A 15237-nucleotide genomic window follows, 5' to 3' on the forward strand; every position below is an offset into this window, starting at 1 on the left:
GATTTTTCAAGATATTTTTGATGAGATTGTGCTACAAGCCATCAATCACGATATGGTTGGAGGTCGTGTCCTTTTTACCGATTCAACCCATCTAAAAGCGAATGCCAATAAACATAAATATACGAGAAAAACGATCGAACAAGATACCCAGAACTATATGAAAGAATTAGATGAAGCCGTTCAAGAAGATCGAGAGGTACACGGAAAAAAGCCCTTAAAGGAAAAAGAGGAGGTGAAAACGAAAAAAGACATTCGCCAAAGTACGACTGATCCTGAAAGTGGCTATCTTTATCGTGAAAATAAGCCTGAAGGTTTTTTCTATCTAGACCACCGTACAACAGATATGAAATACAATATCATCACTGATGCCCATGTCACGCCCGGCAATGTCCACGATTCTGTACCATATCTTGAACGACTTGAAAACCAAATCGCACGATTTGGTTTTCAAGTAGAAGCTGTTGCCCTTGATTCTGGTTATTTAATAACGCCAATCTGTAAAGGTTTATCTGATCGACATATTTTTGGTGTTATTGCCCATAGACGTTTTCATCCAACAAGAGGATTATTTGAGAAGTGGAAATTTCAGTATGATTCTGAACATGATCATTACATATGTCCAAATGGTGAGAAGCTTTTATATACGACAACTGATCGAAAAGGTTATTGATAATGCTCCTGATTATGAAAGTTTTGTTAGAGAGTTAAATGAATGGGCGAGTAAACGCATGAAAAATGGAGTTCAGGATTTACCGAAAGGGCTAAGGAGGTAATACAATGAAAAATGATGTTTCTTTGTGGTTAGGAAACTTTAGTAATTTTGATGAGGTCGAAAATTACACAAAAATTATGTATAACGATGATGGTGATAGCATTCCATCTGTTTTTGAGAAAGAATTTAAACTGGGTTACTATGATAGGAGTTTAATTGAAAAGGATTGGATTCCAGAAGCTGAAGATGATGTAAAAGAACTTCTGGTTGATTTCTCATATGATGATCAATTGATAAAACAATTTAATGATATCAAATTAAACTCTAAATATAATACCATTATTTTAATTTATAATTATAATTATGAGAAAGACGGTTTGGCTGTTAATTCAGTAGATAAAGATGAATACACACTACAGTTTATTGGTACAGCAGAATATGTAGATTGATCAATTTAAAGCACTTACTTGCTCAGGGACTGACCCCCGTTTTTGAGACAGGGATCAAAACACCTTTATGAAACAGCCAGTTGTCGAAACTCTTTCGGTGACTGGCTGTTTCATTCTTATGGTTCATTTTCATTTCTTTTCGCAGTAGAGCCGTTATTTTTCGATAACCATACGTATATTGGTGTGCCTCACAAAGCGATGAAATGAGGTCGATTAACCCCTGCCGCTTCGGCTGATGACCTTGTTTTTTCCAACGATAAAATGTTGATTTTGCAAGCTCAAACATCTGACAGAATGCACGTATACTCACTTTGTCTTTTACCGTATCATAAATCGACACGAACGCTTCTTTTTTCACTTCCTTTCCCATTCTGTGTACTTTTTTAATATGTCGATTTGTTGTTTTAATTAGCGAATTTCCGTTTTCAATTTCTCATTCTCATCTTGATATTCAGGCCCTTTCCCGTACGAATACTGTTTGCCTACTGGCTGTCTTAAACGATGAATGTCTCCAGATTTATACCATTTCATCCATGTTTTAAGTTGAGTCACATTCCGAATATTTAATTCCTCCAACACTTTTTTAACTGGTACTCCCGCCAATCGCATTTCAATTGCTTTCATCTTCACTTCAATTGGATAACTAACTCTTGAGCCCATAGAAAAACACCTCCAAATTATTTTCAGGTATTCTATACCCGATTTTCAACTTAAAGGTGTTTTTTATTTGTCTCACTTTATGGGGTCAGTCCCCTTTATGATTAGCACCGCTTTATTGATAGGTGCCGTGCGTTCATACAAAGCACCATTCATTTATTCGCCTGGAATGGAGGAAGGCAAGCTGTATAATTCGATAACGGAACAACGCAGTCTCAAAAGTCCTCCGTGTCTCATTTTTCTTCAGTAAAACTCCACTATAAACTCATTCAAAAAATTTCGATAGGAATAGACTGTATGGAATAGAAGAAAAAATTAGAGAAGGAGGCATTATCGTGGGAAATATAACACAGGATTTATCGGCTCTTGGTTTAAACATCTCACAAAGTGTAGGTTTTGGTAATAACCAACCATCAAATCCTACCGCAAGTTCGAAATTTAATGGGCTTTTTGCGGGACTTACACCAGGTACTGATCTTAGCATCGTTGGTGATTCAGGTTTCTTTTATGGCCCAGGTAATTTTGTCACGTTTAATCAGGTGGCGGGCATTGTATTTTTTAATGACTCAGGGTTAGGAGGTACTGGACCTACTTTAATAGATGTGAACAAAATTGAAAGTGTGACGTTCCCTAGTTAAATATTGTCACATTCTTTGGTATGTGAATGAACCTATAGCTGGCATGCGTTCGTATTTAATCAAATAGGTTATTTCCAGGGGAATATTTGAGATCATGAATGAAGTTACTAAAGGATGCTATAGTGTGCTAGATGTTGACACCATCAATCATTTAAAGATGTACAGAAACATGAAAAAACATCATTCAGTCATTTTGCTGGATGGTGTTTTTTCTTATATGAAAGGATTCACGCTACATAATTGAATCAAGGTGCAATACTTACTCTACAGAAAAGTGAGTGAATACTAGGGATTTGTGTGGAAGAGGGGGAAGGAGAGAGGGACAAGAAGGTGACTTCTTCAAGTGTCGATATGAAAATCACTGAAGGGTATAAAATAGTTCGACAATTTCGTGCGACAGCAATGGCTAATCGTCATACTTATTTTAACTTTATGAAGGTTTAGGATCGTTCACTGGCTTATCTAAGCTCTCGATATATCATCTTTGAAGAGGAACAGACTCATACATTCGAGTCTTGAATGTTTTCATGCAACAAGGAATAAACATAATGAATGAGGAAAAATGGATGTATGAGATAAGCAGGGAGGTTATACGAGTGCAAAAGATTTGCAGGGAAGTCTGGATCGAAGTCAATCTTGATGCAATAAAGAGAAATATTCAAGCCATTCAAGCACATATTCCAAGGAAAAGTAAGATCATGGCCGTGGTGAAAGCGAATGCTTATGGACACGGCTCAGTGGAGGTAGCGCGACAGGCACTGGAAAGCGGTGCGACAGAGCTGGCGGTTGCCAGCTTGGAAGAAGGCATTGTATTGCGAAGAGCGAAAATTGAAGCGCCTATTCTAGTCCTTGGATTTACCCCGCTCGACTGTGTAAAAAAAGCTGCGACATGGAGAATTGACCTATCCGGTCTACGTGCAGACTGGATCAATCAAGCAAATGCCATTTTAGCGGAAGAAGAAAGTCAGCGTCGGCTTGGCATTCATGTCAATGTCGACACAGGCATGGGGCGACTAGGCGTTCGAACGAAGGAAGAGCTTTTGGAAGTCGTTGAGGCACTTGAAGAAAGTGAATACCTCAGATGGGATGGAATCTTTACGCATTTCTCAACTGCGGATGAGCCGGACCCTGATTTCACATTGCTTCAGCACAATATTTTTACTGATTTTCTTCGTTTTCTAAAAAAACAAGGAATTACGCTGCCTACCGTACATATGAACAATACGGCCGCTGCCATCGCATTTCCTGAATTTAGTGCCGATATGATTCGGCTTGGCATCGGACTTTATGGACTATATCCATCACAATATATTCAAAGTTTAGACGCTGTTCAGCTGGAACCCGCTCTGAGTTTAAAGGCGAGAATTGCTTTCGTGAAGGAAATGGAGACAGAGCCTAGGACCGTCAGCTATGGTACTACCTATGTGGCAAAGCCTGATGAAGTCATTGCGACTATACCGATTGGTTATGCGGATGGGTACTCGCGTGCCTTATCGAATCGAGGATTTATGCTTTTCAGAGGAAAACGAGTGCCGATTGCGGGGCGAGTCACAATGGATATGACCATGATCAGTTTAGGCGAAATGAAGGCAAAGCAAGGCGAGGAAGTCGTCATTTACGGCCGCCAAAAAGGCGAAGAAATTTCTGTCGATGAAATCGCCGAAATGCTCAATACGATTAACTATGAAGTCATCGCCACCTTAAGCCGCCGTGTTCCGAGGTTTTATCGTCGAGGTGGGAAGATTATTAAAATGTCGACACCGGTGATGTATGTGTGAGGATAAATAACAGGTGCACTTTGGTTATATTCATTCTGGTGTACAATGATAAAAGGTTTATTTTTAGTGCTTTTGAGCATTTTTATGATGGTAACAATTCATCCGTTAAAAGCTCATGCAGCTGAGACAAATGGCTGGACGAAGCGAGCAGACTTACCTGAAGAGAGACTTCATTCTAGTTCCGCAGTAGTAGATGGGAAGATTTTTGTTTTTGGGGGAAGTAGTGAAAAATCATATAGTAATAAAAATACCTACATGTATGATCCTCACAAAAATGAATGGAGCTCAAAAGCTGACATGTCTAGAGAAAGAACAGATAGTACGGCAGTGGCGATAGGTAAAAAAATATACGTCATTGGAGGGGCATATCAAGATAGCACAAATACGATTGATATTTTTGATGCAGAATTAGATACATGGGCAGAAACACCAATTAATATACCATACTTTGCTGTGACAAAAGGCGAGTTTTGTAAATGATAAGATTTATATTCTTGCAACGAATAAAAGTCCTTTTCAAGAACATAATTTTTATAGTTATGATATAAAAACGGATAAATGGCAACAATTAAGAATGTTTCCTCAGCAACTTACTGGTATGTCTATGTCAGAAGTCATTAACAATAAAATTTATGCCACAGGTGGGGAAAGAACAGTTAGTAATCTTCATAATGCCCACGTATATGAATATAACATTGAAACAAATCAATGGGTACAAACGAAATCACAGTTGAATTTTTATCAACTAGGGGCTGCATTTACAACATATCAGGGAAAATTGTTTATGGCTGGCGGTCAGTATGATGACAGATCCAGTCTATTATCATCCTATACACAGTTTTATGATGTTAAAACTAATTCTGTGAAAAGAAGTTCGGTCAATTTACCTGAAGCTAGAGTAGGTTCAAGTGCTGTAACGATTGAGGATACCATATATATTATAGGAGGACGAAATTTCAAACAAGATTATCATTCAAAATCGATTAAAAGTGATTACAAATCAGTGATCTCTATCTCATTAAAAGATTTGCAAATTGCTGAAGGTGAAACAAAGACAGATGATGGTTCAGCAGAAGAACCAAAAGATCAGGATGGAACAAAACCTGGTGATGGCACAACAGAAGAACCGAAAGGCCAAGATGGAACAAAGCCTGGAGAAGAAACTGCGAAAGGTATACTTTCAATTACCATGATAAACGGGCTACAAAAGGATTATTTGCTTTCAATGAAAGAAATCAACGATTTTCTAAACTGGTATAAAGAGAGAAGTTTTGGAATTGGTATGAACTTCTATGAAATCAATGATGAGCACAATAAAGGGCCTTTCACAAGTAAGAAAGATTACGTGGTGTATCCAAATATCTTAATGTTTGATATCAAGCAATATTGATAAACTGTAAAGCTGCTGATAATAGATCAGCAGTTTTTTTGCACAATTGTTAAATTAAGGATTAATGTCATGAAAAAACAAGATATTTTTTTTAAAATCTGCTAAACATCCTATAACCACGTCCGATAATAGAATTGTCAGGGTTGATAAGCCCTAGAATAAAGGACTTTTTTCAGACAAGGACGTCTGTCAGGTCCCACATACATGGAGGTAATAGGAAATGAGAATTAACCACAATATCGCAGCACTTAACACATTGAACCGTTTGTCTGCAAACAACGGTGCTAGCCAAAAGAACATGGAGAAACTTTCTTCTGGTCTTAAAATCAACCGTGCAGGAGATGACGCAGCAGGTCTTGCGATCTCTGAAAAAATGCGTGGACAAATCCGCGGATTAGAAATGGCGTCTAAAAACGCACAAGACGGTATTTCCCTTATTCAAACAGCTGAAGGTGCATTAACTGAAACTCACTCAATCCTTCAACGTGTTCGTGAACTCGTAGTTCAAGCTGGAAATACTGGTACACAGCAAGATGAAGACTTAACTGCAATTAAAGATGAAATGGATGCTTTAATTGAAGAGATTGATGGTGTTTCTGATCGTACAGAGTTCAACGGTAAAAAACTATTAAATGGTGATTATAAAGCTTCTACCCCACCAGCAGCCGCTGACCCATCTTTAGTTTTCCAGATTGGCGCTAATGGGACGCAGCAAATCAAAGTTAACATCCAAGATATGGGTGCAGATGCATTAGGCGTTGATGATGGGGCTGGTGGCATCACTGCAAACCAATCAATTAAAGATTTAGATGTAACAGCCTTTGCAACTAATGCAGCAGATGCAGCAGATGTTGGTTTTGACACTCAACTTAAGATTGTTGATTCAGCTATCAACCAAGTATCGTCACAACGTGCTAAACTTGGTGCGGTTCAAAACCGTCTAGAGCACACAATCAACAACCTTGGTGCTTCTTCTGAAAACTTAACAGCTGCTGAGTCTCGTATCCGTGACGTTGACATGGCGAAAGAAATGAGTGAGTTCACAAAGAACAACATTCTTTCTCAAGCGTCTCAAGCAATGCTTGCACAAGCGAACCAACAGCCACAAAACGTACTTCAATTACTACGTTAATGAAAGGCCCCTTTATGGGGCTTTTTTTTATGCAATTAAATAGTACCTCTATTGAATAATTAGTTCTTCTTATGTTCAACCAATCATTCTCCTATTAAAATAGAAAAATTCGCGTATGTCTCACAATATCCACATCATTTCATCTTATTTACAGAAGCTACTTCCAATTTTTACGAATCTAAATGACTCCTTCTAATCGGAGAATAAAGACTCTTAATTTTTCCACTCCCTAGCGAAATGACCATACATCATAAGTCTTATTTCTTATTTATTCCTTTTTTGTTAAACATATTCCAAGTCAGTTCGATAAATGGATTGTAAGCCTTACAAAAAAATTCTAATTTAGAACTTTTGGACAAGGATGTCTATTAGGTTCAAAACACATGGAGGTAATAAGAAATGAGAATTAACCACAATATCGCAGCACTTAACACATTGAATCGTCTTTCTACTAACAACGGTTCAAGCCAAAAGAACATGGAGAAACTTTCTTCTGGTCTTCGCATCAATCGTGCAGGGGATGACGCAGCAGGTCTTGCGATCTCTGAAAAAATGAGAAGTCAAATCCGTGGTTTAGAAATGGCTACTAAAAACTCTCAAGATGGTATCTCTCTTATTCAAACGGCTGAAGGTGCACTGACTGAATCTCATGCGATACTTCAACGTATTCGTGAGCTTGTTGTTCAAGCAGGGAACACAGGTACACAACAGGAAGAGGATTTAGCATCAATTCAAGATGAAATCTCAAACTTGCAAGATGAGATTACAAGCATTTCTACTCGTACAGAGTTTAACGGGAAGAAATTATTAGACGGGACTTATTCGTCTAAGGGTGCTGAAGAAGGTGGTGAGGCACAAAGCCTTGTATTCCAAATCGGTGCAAACGCAACACAACAAATTACACTTAACATTGAAAACATGGGTGCTTCAGTTTTAGGAACAGATGGGACTGCTGAAGGTGAAGATGGAGCTGGTTCTGTTGCTGGAATTGATGTGACAAAATTCATTAGTGCAAGTGATGAAGATGGCGAGGAATCTGCTGGATTTGATGCACAACTTGGTATTATTGAAACAGCCATTAAGCAAGTGTCTGCTCAGCGATCTAAGCTTGGTGCGGTCCAAAACCGTTTAGAGCACACAATCAACAACCTTAGCGCTTCTGCTGAAAACTTAACAGCTGCTGAGTCTCGTATTCGTGACGTTGACATGGCGAAAGAAATGAGTGAGTTCACAAAGAACAACATTCTTTCTCAAGCTTCTCAAGCGATGCTAGCACAAGCAAACCAGCAGCCGCAAAACGTACTTCAATTGCTACGTTAATCAAAAAGCCCCATTGAGGGGCTTTTTCAGACCGTAGACAAACCCCACCTTTACTTGAAGTAAAAGTGGGGTTTTCACTTATTTTGATAAAATATATCAGTTGGCTTACGCTGGACATGGTCCTTTCCATGTCCAGTTTGCTAGTTTTTGAGATTCATGGCAGCGAAAGTAAGCATCGCCTGCATCGAAACTTTTTTCAGTCCTCAAGGGATTTTCTCCAACATACAAACATACATTACTTGAGAGTAAGGAACATATGATAGGATCATCATTAGAACAAGCTTTACTTGTGACAGAGTTTAGTGAAATTGTGGAGCGATTGACTGTGGTAAGCAAAGAAAGGAAAGACTTTATGCAAAAGGTGATGTAAACGTAAAAAAAACGAATCTAAAGAGGATTCGTTTTTTGATGACTTGTTATTTTCTGTTTCTTTTTTCAAAGCGATAATCGTACGTTTCGCCTTTTACAACATTTAAAAACTCGTGTCCAATTTGAACAAGCTGTGTATTTTTCCATTTGATGAGAGGATCTTTATCAGGGTATTTCCAGTAAATCGTTTTCTTTCGATGGGTCAGTTTGTTTTCAATTTCTGCTCTGACTGCGTTCTCCTTTAGCTTTCCTCCACTATGACGATAGGTGTTGATGATATATGTTCCGTCGGGTGATGACATAGAGCGGATGAATGTTCCGTGAGACACGCCTTGAAGAGAGAAGCATTTCCAATAAATGATACCAGCAAAGCTAATGAATAAGATGACGAGGATGAGGGTGGTTTTCTTTTTTAACATGAATTCCTCCAGATTTAGATCACAATAATGCTAATTTATGAGAGAGAATACAAAAAGATTCATATAGTCTAAAAGTTCTACTTGTTTCAATTATCGGTCATTTTTTCTCAAAATTCAACAGAAAGCCTAAAGATAAGGAAAATTTAAGGATGTCTTCATGTGGATAGACGATTCGAACACACTTTACAAAAGAATTTGAGATCAGTAGACTTATGCTCATATAGAGGAATGGGGCAGATAGAATGACGCAAATCATCGATACGTATCAAAATTATGAAGAGCTTTCCGCTCATGAAAGAAAAGGGATTGACTATCAAATTCTACACAAGCGGGAAGGAGATCAGCTTCTGGTTTTGTCGCCTCATGCCGGAGGAATTGAATCAGGCGTGAGTGAGCTGATCCATGAATTAGCAAGCGATTATTCTATGTATTTATTTGAGGGCCTTAAAGTGAAAGGCAATCATGTTCTGCATATTACAAGCACACGTTTTGATGAGCCGATTTGTCTTTCTCAAGTGCATACACATCATTATACGTTTGCACTCCATGGCTACGGAGAAACAGAGGTGCTTCAAACGTTAGTGGGAGGTACGGACAGAGAAAGAGCGGCAGAAACAGTGAAACGTTTAACGCTCAATGGTTTTCAAGCATTGCTGCTATCTGAATCTGATCGTTTTTCTGGAACACATCCTCATAATATAAATAATCAATGTTTGACAGGAAAAAGTGTACAACTTGAAATTAGTCAGGCGCAAAGAAGAGCATTTTTTCAAGACTTTAGGCGGCGCTACCGGCGTGCTACACAAAATGAACAATTTTATAGATACACAAATGTACTGAAACAAGTACTAAGCCTTTATGAATAAACCTCTTTTGTTATGCGTGCAGGCGTTTACGTTTGATAAGCAGCTTCTTTTTCTGCAACCCTTTCCGCTTTCATTAAATAGGAAGTAAACTCCTTTTGAAAGCGAATGCCTACTCTTCGCTGTTCGAATAAGGCAAGCCGTTTTTCAGCAAAAGCCCAGGTTACGTGAAATGTTTGAGTAATTTGCAAAATCGCTTGCTGCCGTAGATTTGGAAGCTTCATTTGCAGGAGTAAAAAGGTCGGAACACAAAAGTGATACATGAATTGTTTTGCCTGAAACTCTTGCAGTTCTCGAAAGAGCTTGTGCATCTTGAAATGATTGCCTGCGTGTTTCAGCACATGACAGAGCTCGTGGGCAAAATCCTGCCACTGTTCTTCTGGTGATAGGGATCTGTTTAAAATAATACTGTAAAGACCTTGATGTTTGATCATCATGCTGCCGGTATCCTCGTAATGGACCCATACATTAAATTCAGAAGCGATCCTTTGCATGTCTACATATGCAGGACCGCTTATTTGTAGTTGAGCGTATAACCGTTTAATATCTTCTTCTAAATGGGTTAAAAAATAAGTCATTTAAAAACCTCCATGCAAACGTATGTTCTATTTTTGGCGTAAAAGAAAAGTCCGTATAGGACTAAATGGCTAATAAAGCTATCGCTTACTTTTTATATCGGCTTGTTTTCAACAATTTTAACATAAAATCAAAGAAAAATGGAATTATTTCCTGTTTTTTTCTTCATTTTTTCATTCTCCACTATTAAAAAAGGAAGATTGAATTCAAATTTTACCATAGTCTAATCACTAAAACAAACAAAATTTGTCTTACGAATGCCATTGATTGATGAGAAAGAACAAATCAATCTAGCAAAAGGGAGTGCAGAACATGGTACAAATTTATCAAGATTTTATTCCAGTTGGAAATGGAAACCGGCCAGGATACGCCATGACACCGATGTATGTGACTGTTCATAACACTGCAAATACATCTAAGGGAGCTGACGCGAAAAGTCATGCGGCATACGTCAAACGCCCAGCGACAGAGGTGAGCTGGCACTTTACAGTGGATGATCATGAAATCTTTCAGCACCTGCCGTTAAATGAAAATGGCTGGCATGCAGGGGATGGACATGGGAATGGTAACCGGAAGTCGATCGGAATTGAAATTTGTGAGAATGAAGATGGACATTTTCAGCAAGCGGTCAAACATGCACAATGGCTTATTCAAAAGCTATTAAAAGAACATCATATACCGCTAGCAAATGTGGTCACACATCAGCACTGGTCTGGAAAAGCATGTCCACGCCAGCTTCTTTCTACATGGGATCAATTTAAAAAAGGAATTGAAACGGCAGGAGATCCAGAGCCGGTCATCACGTATGTCGTCAAAAGCGGGGATACGTTAACGAGTATTGCTAAAGCTCACGGGGTCACAGTTCAAGATTTACAGAAGTGGAATGATATTAGCGATCCGAATAAGATCAAAATTGGACAGGTTCTCAAAATTTATCGTAACGATGCAAAGAGTATGGATGAGCTGCCAGATGGGGTTTTAAAGGTGACTTCTCCATTGACAAAGGGAGAGCACGTACGCCTCGTCCAAAAAGCGCTTGCTGCTGTTTATTTTTATCCTGATAAAGCAGCTGCAAATAAAGGGATCGACGGAGTTTACGGAGAAAAAACGGCGAACGCCGTAGCGCGTTTTCAGCTGATAAATGGTTTGACAAGTGATGGGGTATACGGCCCTAAAACGAAGGAAAAGCTTCTGGAGCTGTTAAATAAGTGAGTGTTTCTGTTTGTATGATTGGATGACTGCTTCACTTTTTTCGTTTATTCGACGGACATAAGGAGAAGGCTGAAATTCAGCAAACTGAACATATCTCAATTGTTTGATTTTCTTTTTCATTTTTGGCACCTCAATCGCTGCAACGTATAGATTATTGTATGCAATTCTATGTGAAAATGGAATCAGGACGCAGGTTTAGTTCCGCGTCCTTTAGTGTGATCAAGCTTTTTTATTTTTATACTCATCCAGAAGCTGTTCATTCTTTTTGAAAATACGCTCTGTATGGGGGCTTACTTTGTAATCGGCCATACTGATATGGCGCTTTTTCTTTAAAATCTTAAAAGGGTTTTTCTTGCGATTGTTGTTATCCCCTTGAAGTGCGTGGTCCATCTTCATCACCTTCCTCTTCGTCAGGCAAGATTAGATCATAGATTGTTGTAAGTGACGTCATTAATAAATAGTCGAATTCAGTGACAATCTCATCAGAGGTCAGCTTAATGACAAAGTGTGCATCTGCTACCGAAAACGGAATGAGCACCAATTTGCCGAAATCATCGTAATATACTTCCTGCCTGTCAAGCTTTGCCTGAATGAGAGCTCGCTGGTCAAGTGTTCGCAGCAGGTCATCTTTTTGTTCCTGCGTATCATATGGACACAGAACCGCTTGAATATTCATTTTTTCTGCAAAAGAATAAATCAGCCGTTCAATTCCCTCTATATATGCCTCTATACTTCCATAATATACATGGATCGGTTCGTTTTTCAATAGGTATTGGTACGTTTTTAGTTTATTGAGGTAAGAATGAAGTAGATCGTTGTTTTGTTCAAGGAGTTGATGGGTGTCGGTTTCCAGCTCATGATTCCCAAGCTTTTTAATATAGGAGCTGAGAAAAATGAAAGCATCGGTTAATGCGAAAAAAACAGCAATGATTAAGTAGTGCATCCAATCGGTGAAGATTGAAGAGGGGTCATTTGTCCAGTACACAACAGCACCAGCTACATAAATCCAATACCATGTTTTGCGAATGGCAAACATTTTTTCTTTTACTTTTTGTTCAAAGCGCCATACAGCAAATACATACACAGCAAGGGCACCTAGCAATAACCATACGGTCAATTGAAAAAATAATAGCATGTCGTTCTCTCCCATAGACAATTGAATATTGATTTACTTCTATGGGTATGATTGGAAAACCTTCTTCATGAAAAAAACTGCCTGCAAGAACAGGCAGTTTGCATTATTAGAGAATTGCGTTTAACACAAAGTATATGAGAGCACCTAGAGTCCCTGAAATCGGTAATGTGATGACCCAAGTGACAAGCATACGTTTTGCCGTACCCCAGTTCACACCTTTGACTCTGTGCGCAGAACCTACGCCTAGAATAGAAGATGAAATAACGTGTGTGGTACTAACAGGTAAGTGGATAAACGTTGCACCGAAAATAATGGCTGCACCAGTTAAATCGGCAGATACTCCGTTTACTGGACGGATTTTCATGATTTTACCACCGACTGTTTTAATAATCTTCCAGCCGCCAACAGAAGTACCAAGTCCCATTGCAAGTGCACAAGAGAATTGTACCCAGAATGGAATGTCATCAGTTGTATGAAGATTACCTGCAATTAAAGCCATCGTAATAATTCCCATCGCTTTTTGCGCATCGTTCGTTCCATGGGTATACGATTGAAGTGCAGCAGTTAAAATCTGAACACGTCGGAATTGTTTATTTGTTTTTGCTAGATTGTTGTCTCTGAATATAAATTTAATAATGGTATACACGATATATCCCAATATGAAAGCTAGGATAGGTGAAAGCAAAAGTGCTTGAATGATTTTAATGAATCCCGAATAGTTTAAAGCGCCAAAACCGGCAGAGGCAATAACAGCCCCTGCAATTGATCCAATCAGTGCATGTGAAGAACTACTCGGAATCCCGTAATACCAAGTAAGCAAGTTCCAAGTAATGGCCGCAATTAAAGCAGCTAAAATGACAACAGAACCGTTTTGAAGTGTAAATGGATCTGCGATGTCTTTTGTAATGGATTTTGCCACACCTGTAAATGTCATTGCTCCTAAGAAGTTCATGAACGCTGCCATAATAATAGCATGTCTTGGTTTTAACGCTTTTGTTGAAACTGAAGTAGCAATGGCATTTGCTGTATCGTGGAATCCGTTAATGAAATCAAAAGCAAGTGCACAAATGACAATGAATATGGTAAGGATGAGTAATATGTCCATGTTTAACTAACCCCGTTACGCATTCTTCATAATGATTGTTTCTAGATTGTTGGCAACACTTTGACAGGAATCAGCAATTTCTTCAAGTGTTTCGTAAATTTCTTTGTATTGTATCACCTTAATTGGATCTGTTTCTTTTCCAAACAAATTCTTTAGTGATTTTCGATAAAGATTGTCACAATTATGCTCAATCTCTTTGATCTTGATTGCGTGCGGTTGAATATCTTTCAAGCGATTTTCAGCCAGTAAATCAATCGTGATTAAAATTTCTTTCGCACATTCTCTGATGTAGTGACTGAATTTGTCGATATGTTCGTCTGAGCTTGTCATTGAATAAATTTCCATTGTCGCTGAAAAATGCTCAATTCCATCTAAAACATCGTCGAGGCTATTCGTCAATTGAAGAATGTCTTCACGCTCAATCGGTGTAATAAAGGCTTTGTTCAGCTCTTTAATCATGGTATGAACATGATGATCACCTTTTGTCTCATATTCCTTCAATGTGTCAGAAAATTCTTTCAGAGTGGTTTGATTTGTTACTTTATAGCTAACAAAATACTCAGCAGTTTCATCTAAATTTTTAGCAATTTCCGTTAACAAGACGGAAAACTTGTCTTTTTTCCTTTTTAACATGTAAAAACCCTCCATTGTATAAATGAGACAATGCACACATCAAATAATTATATATTCTTTTGTCGAAAAAAAACAGGTGTAGTCGAAAATTTCTTCAGTTTTTCTATTTGATCTTATTCTGACCTAAAGATGAAATCTCAACACACCTTTTTCAGAAAGGGAAAAAGAAACGGAAAAAGCGGCCCGTTTTTGGCGCCGCTTAAAGGTTAAGAAGCTGAATGAATCAGTTTAAAACGTTCACAAACAAGAAGCATGTCTTCTTTAAAGTCTAATCCGTATGGCTTGAGTGCTTCTGTGAAGAATTCTTTATGGACTCTATACCAATAGTCATATGATAGATCGCCTTCACCTTCTGCTTGTGCAAATGATTCAGGGACTTCATTCATTGGCATCACATCTACATGCATAATCTCGATGATGGCTTTAGGTTCATCCTGGCTGTCCAAAATGATCGCATATTGCCCAGCCTTCGGAAGCGGCTCCTGTTCCTTTTCATAAAAAATATGTCCAGAACAAGTGGCTGTTTTTTTCCCTTGCTGTACAAGGTCAAGTAAGTGATCTGGATCTGCACCAAATGCCCAAGCTGAAACAAACGTGTTAGCTGGTGCTTTTTCTGATTTATCTTCCCAATACGTTTCCCAAAAAATGTTGCTTTTGTGGTTCACCATTTTTCCCCCTTTGTCATGTGTTTATTATACCGTTAAAGCAAATACGTGAAAACATTATGTCTTTATCCCTACTTTTTGTGCATGTCATATGTTTTGAAAAAGCGTGTTTTATTTGAATTATGTAGGAGTATAGAATGAAAATTTTTGAAATTTTAGAATAATCTATTGTATTCTGGTCAAG

18 protein-coding genes and 1 pseudogene are annotated in these 15237 nt (G+C 38.3%); 10 read left to right on the plus strand and 9 right to left on the minus strand.

What is annotated here, in order from left to right; genetic code table 11:
- A pseudogene (locus ACSLGF_RS07975) lies at nt 1–667 on the plus strand (IS5/IS1182 family transposase); the annotation flags it as partial.
- A gap of 110 nt (nt 668–777) precedes the next feature.
- The gene (locus ACSLGF_RS07980) at nt 778–1161 is read left to right on the plus strand and encodes an immunity 22 family protein (protein WP_456004125.1); all 384 of its coding nucleotides are present in this window, start codon (nt 778–780) and stop codon (nt 1159–1161) included.
- 22 nt (nt 1162–1183) lie between these two features.
- Here the strand turns inward: ACSLGF_RS07980 and ACSLGF_RS07985 are convergent, their stop codons facing one another.
- Both ACSLGF_RS07985 and ACSLGF_RS07990 read right to left on the minus strand, forming a co-directional pair.
- Complete coding sequence (locus tag ACSLGF_RS07985; protein ID WP_456004128.1) at nt 1184–1531, minus strand: IS3 family transposase; 348 nt, start codon at nt 1529–1531, stop codon at nt 1184–1186.
- A gap of 38 nt (nt 1532–1569) precedes the next feature.
- Nucleotides 1570–1821: a hypothetical protein gene (locus ACSLGF_RS07990; protein WP_456004131.1), complete on the minus strand. Its 252-nt coding sequence runs from the start codon at nt 1819–1821 to the stop codon at nt 1570–1572.
- Between the two features lie 332 nt (nt 1822–2153).
- Between ACSLGF_RS07990 and ACSLGF_RS07995 the strand changes: the two genes are divergently transcribed.
- From ACSLGF_RS07995 to hag (ACSLGF_RS08020), 6 genes are all read left to right on the plus strand, one after another.
- Nucleotides 2154–2456, plus strand: coding sequence for a protein CgeA (locus ACSLGF_RS07995; RefSeq protein ID WP_456004134.1), 303 nt, complete (start codon nt 2154–2156; stop codon nt 2454–2456).
- 596 nt (nt 2457–3052) lie between these two features.
- Nucleotides 3053–4234, plus strand: coding sequence for an alanine racemase (gene alr, locus ACSLGF_RS08000; RefSeq protein WP_456004137.1), 1182 nt, complete (start codon nt 3053–3055; stop codon nt 4232–4234).
- A gap of 45 nt (nt 4235–4279) precedes the next feature.
- On the plus strand, nt 4280–4714 hold the full coding sequence (locus ACSLGF_RS08005) for a Kelch repeat-containing protein (RefSeq protein WP_456004140.1): 435 nt from the start codon (nt 4280–4282) through the stop codon (nt 4712–4714).
- 124 nt (nt 4715–4838) lie between these two features.
- A complete protein-coding gene (locus tag ACSLGF_RS08010) occupies nt 4839–5624 on the plus strand; it encodes a hypothetical protein (protein ID WP_456004143.1) in 786 nt (261 codons plus the stop codon).
- 220 nt (nt 5625–5844) lie between these two features.
- Nucleotides 5845–6756 carry a flagellin Hag gene (hag, locus tag ACSLGF_RS08015; RefSeq protein WP_066031010.1) on the plus strand — a complete coding sequence of 304 codons (912 nt, stop codon included), beginning with the start codon at nt 5845–5847 and terminating at the stop codon, nt 6754–6756.
- A 399-nt stretch (nt 6757–7155) separates the two neighbouring features.
- Nucleotides 7156–8076, plus strand: coding sequence for a flagellin Hag (gene hag / locus ACSLGF_RS08020; protein ID WP_099727518.1), 921 nt, complete (start codon nt 7156–7158; stop codon nt 8074–8076).
- A gap of 416 nt (nt 8077–8492) precedes the next feature.
- Here the strand turns inward: hag (ACSLGF_RS08020) and ACSLGF_RS08025 are convergent, their stop codons facing one another.
- Nucleotides 8493–8864 carry a DUF5412 domain-containing protein gene (locus tag ACSLGF_RS08025; RefSeq protein ID WP_456004146.1) on the minus strand — a complete coding sequence of 124 codons (372 nt, stop codon included), beginning with the start codon at nt 8862–8864 and terminating at the stop codon, nt 8493–8495.
- A 242-nt stretch (nt 8865–9106) separates the two neighbouring features.
- Here ACSLGF_RS08025 and ACSLGF_RS08030 point away from each other — a divergent pair, with 242 nt between their 5' ends.
- Nucleotides 9107–9730 (plus strand): poly-gamma-glutamate hydrolase family protein, encoded by a 624-nt coding sequence (locus ACSLGF_RS08030; RefSeq protein WP_456004149.1) that lies wholly within the window; start codon nt 9107–9109, stop codon nt 9728–9730.
- A gap of 26 nt (nt 9731–9756) precedes the next feature.
- On the opposite strand, the gene ACSLGF_RS08035 is transcribed toward ACSLGF_RS08030, so the two are convergent.
- Nucleotides 9757–10305, minus strand: coding sequence for an ImmA/IrrE family metallo-endopeptidase (locus ACSLGF_RS08035; protein ID WP_456004152.1), 549 nt, complete (start codon nt 10303–10305; stop codon nt 9757–9759).
- A gap of 310 nt (nt 10306–10615) precedes the next feature.
- On the opposite strand from ACSLGF_RS08035, the gene ACSLGF_RS08040 reads away from it, so the two are divergent.
- The gene (locus ACSLGF_RS08040) at nt 10616–11515 is read left to right on the plus strand and encodes an N-acetylmuramoyl-L-alanine amidase (protein ID WP_456004155.1); all 900 of its coding nucleotides are present in this window, start codon (nt 10616–10618) and stop codon (nt 11513–11515) included.
- Nucleotides 11516–11734: 219 nt separating this feature from the next.
- Here the strand turns inward: ACSLGF_RS08040 and ACSLGF_RS08045 are convergent, their stop codons facing one another.
- The 5 genes from ACSLGF_RS08045 to ACSLGF_RS08065 form a co-directional block, all read right to left on the minus strand.
- Nucleotides 11735–11911, minus strand: a complete 177-nt coding sequence (locus tag ACSLGF_RS08045) for a type II toxin-antitoxin system SpoIISB family antitoxin (protein ID WP_078061713.1) — start codon at nt 11909–11911, stop codon at nt 11735–11737.
- Nucleotides 11880–12650 carry a type II toxin-antitoxin system SpoIISA family toxin gene (locus tag ACSLGF_RS08050; protein WP_099727512.1) on the minus strand — a complete coding sequence of 257 codons (771 nt, stop codon included), beginning with the start codon at nt 12648–12650 and terminating at the stop codon, nt 11880–11882. Before ACSLGF_RS08050 ends, ACSLGF_RS08045 begins: the two co-directional genes overlap by 32 nt.
- A gap of 106 nt (nt 12651–12756) precedes the next feature.
- Nucleotides 12757–13755 (minus strand): anion permease, encoded by a 999-nt coding sequence (locus tag ACSLGF_RS08055; RefSeq protein WP_456004158.1) that lies wholly within the window; start codon nt 13753–13755, stop codon nt 12757–12759.
- Nucleotides 13756–13770: 15 nt separating this feature from the next.
- Entirely contained in the window at nt 13771–14388 is a 618-nt protein-coding gene (locus ACSLGF_RS08060; protein WP_099680243.1) for a DUF47 domain-containing protein, read from the minus strand.
- Nucleotides 14389–14594: 206 nt separating this feature from the next.
- Nucleotides 14595–15053, minus strand: coding sequence for an ASCH domain-containing protein (locus tag ACSLGF_RS08065; RefSeq protein WP_099727522.1), 459 nt, complete (start codon nt 15051–15053; stop codon nt 14595–14597).
- Nucleotides 15054–15237: the final 184 nt, after the last annotated feature.

The organism is Bacillus sp. A015 (genome assembly GCF_053851875.1).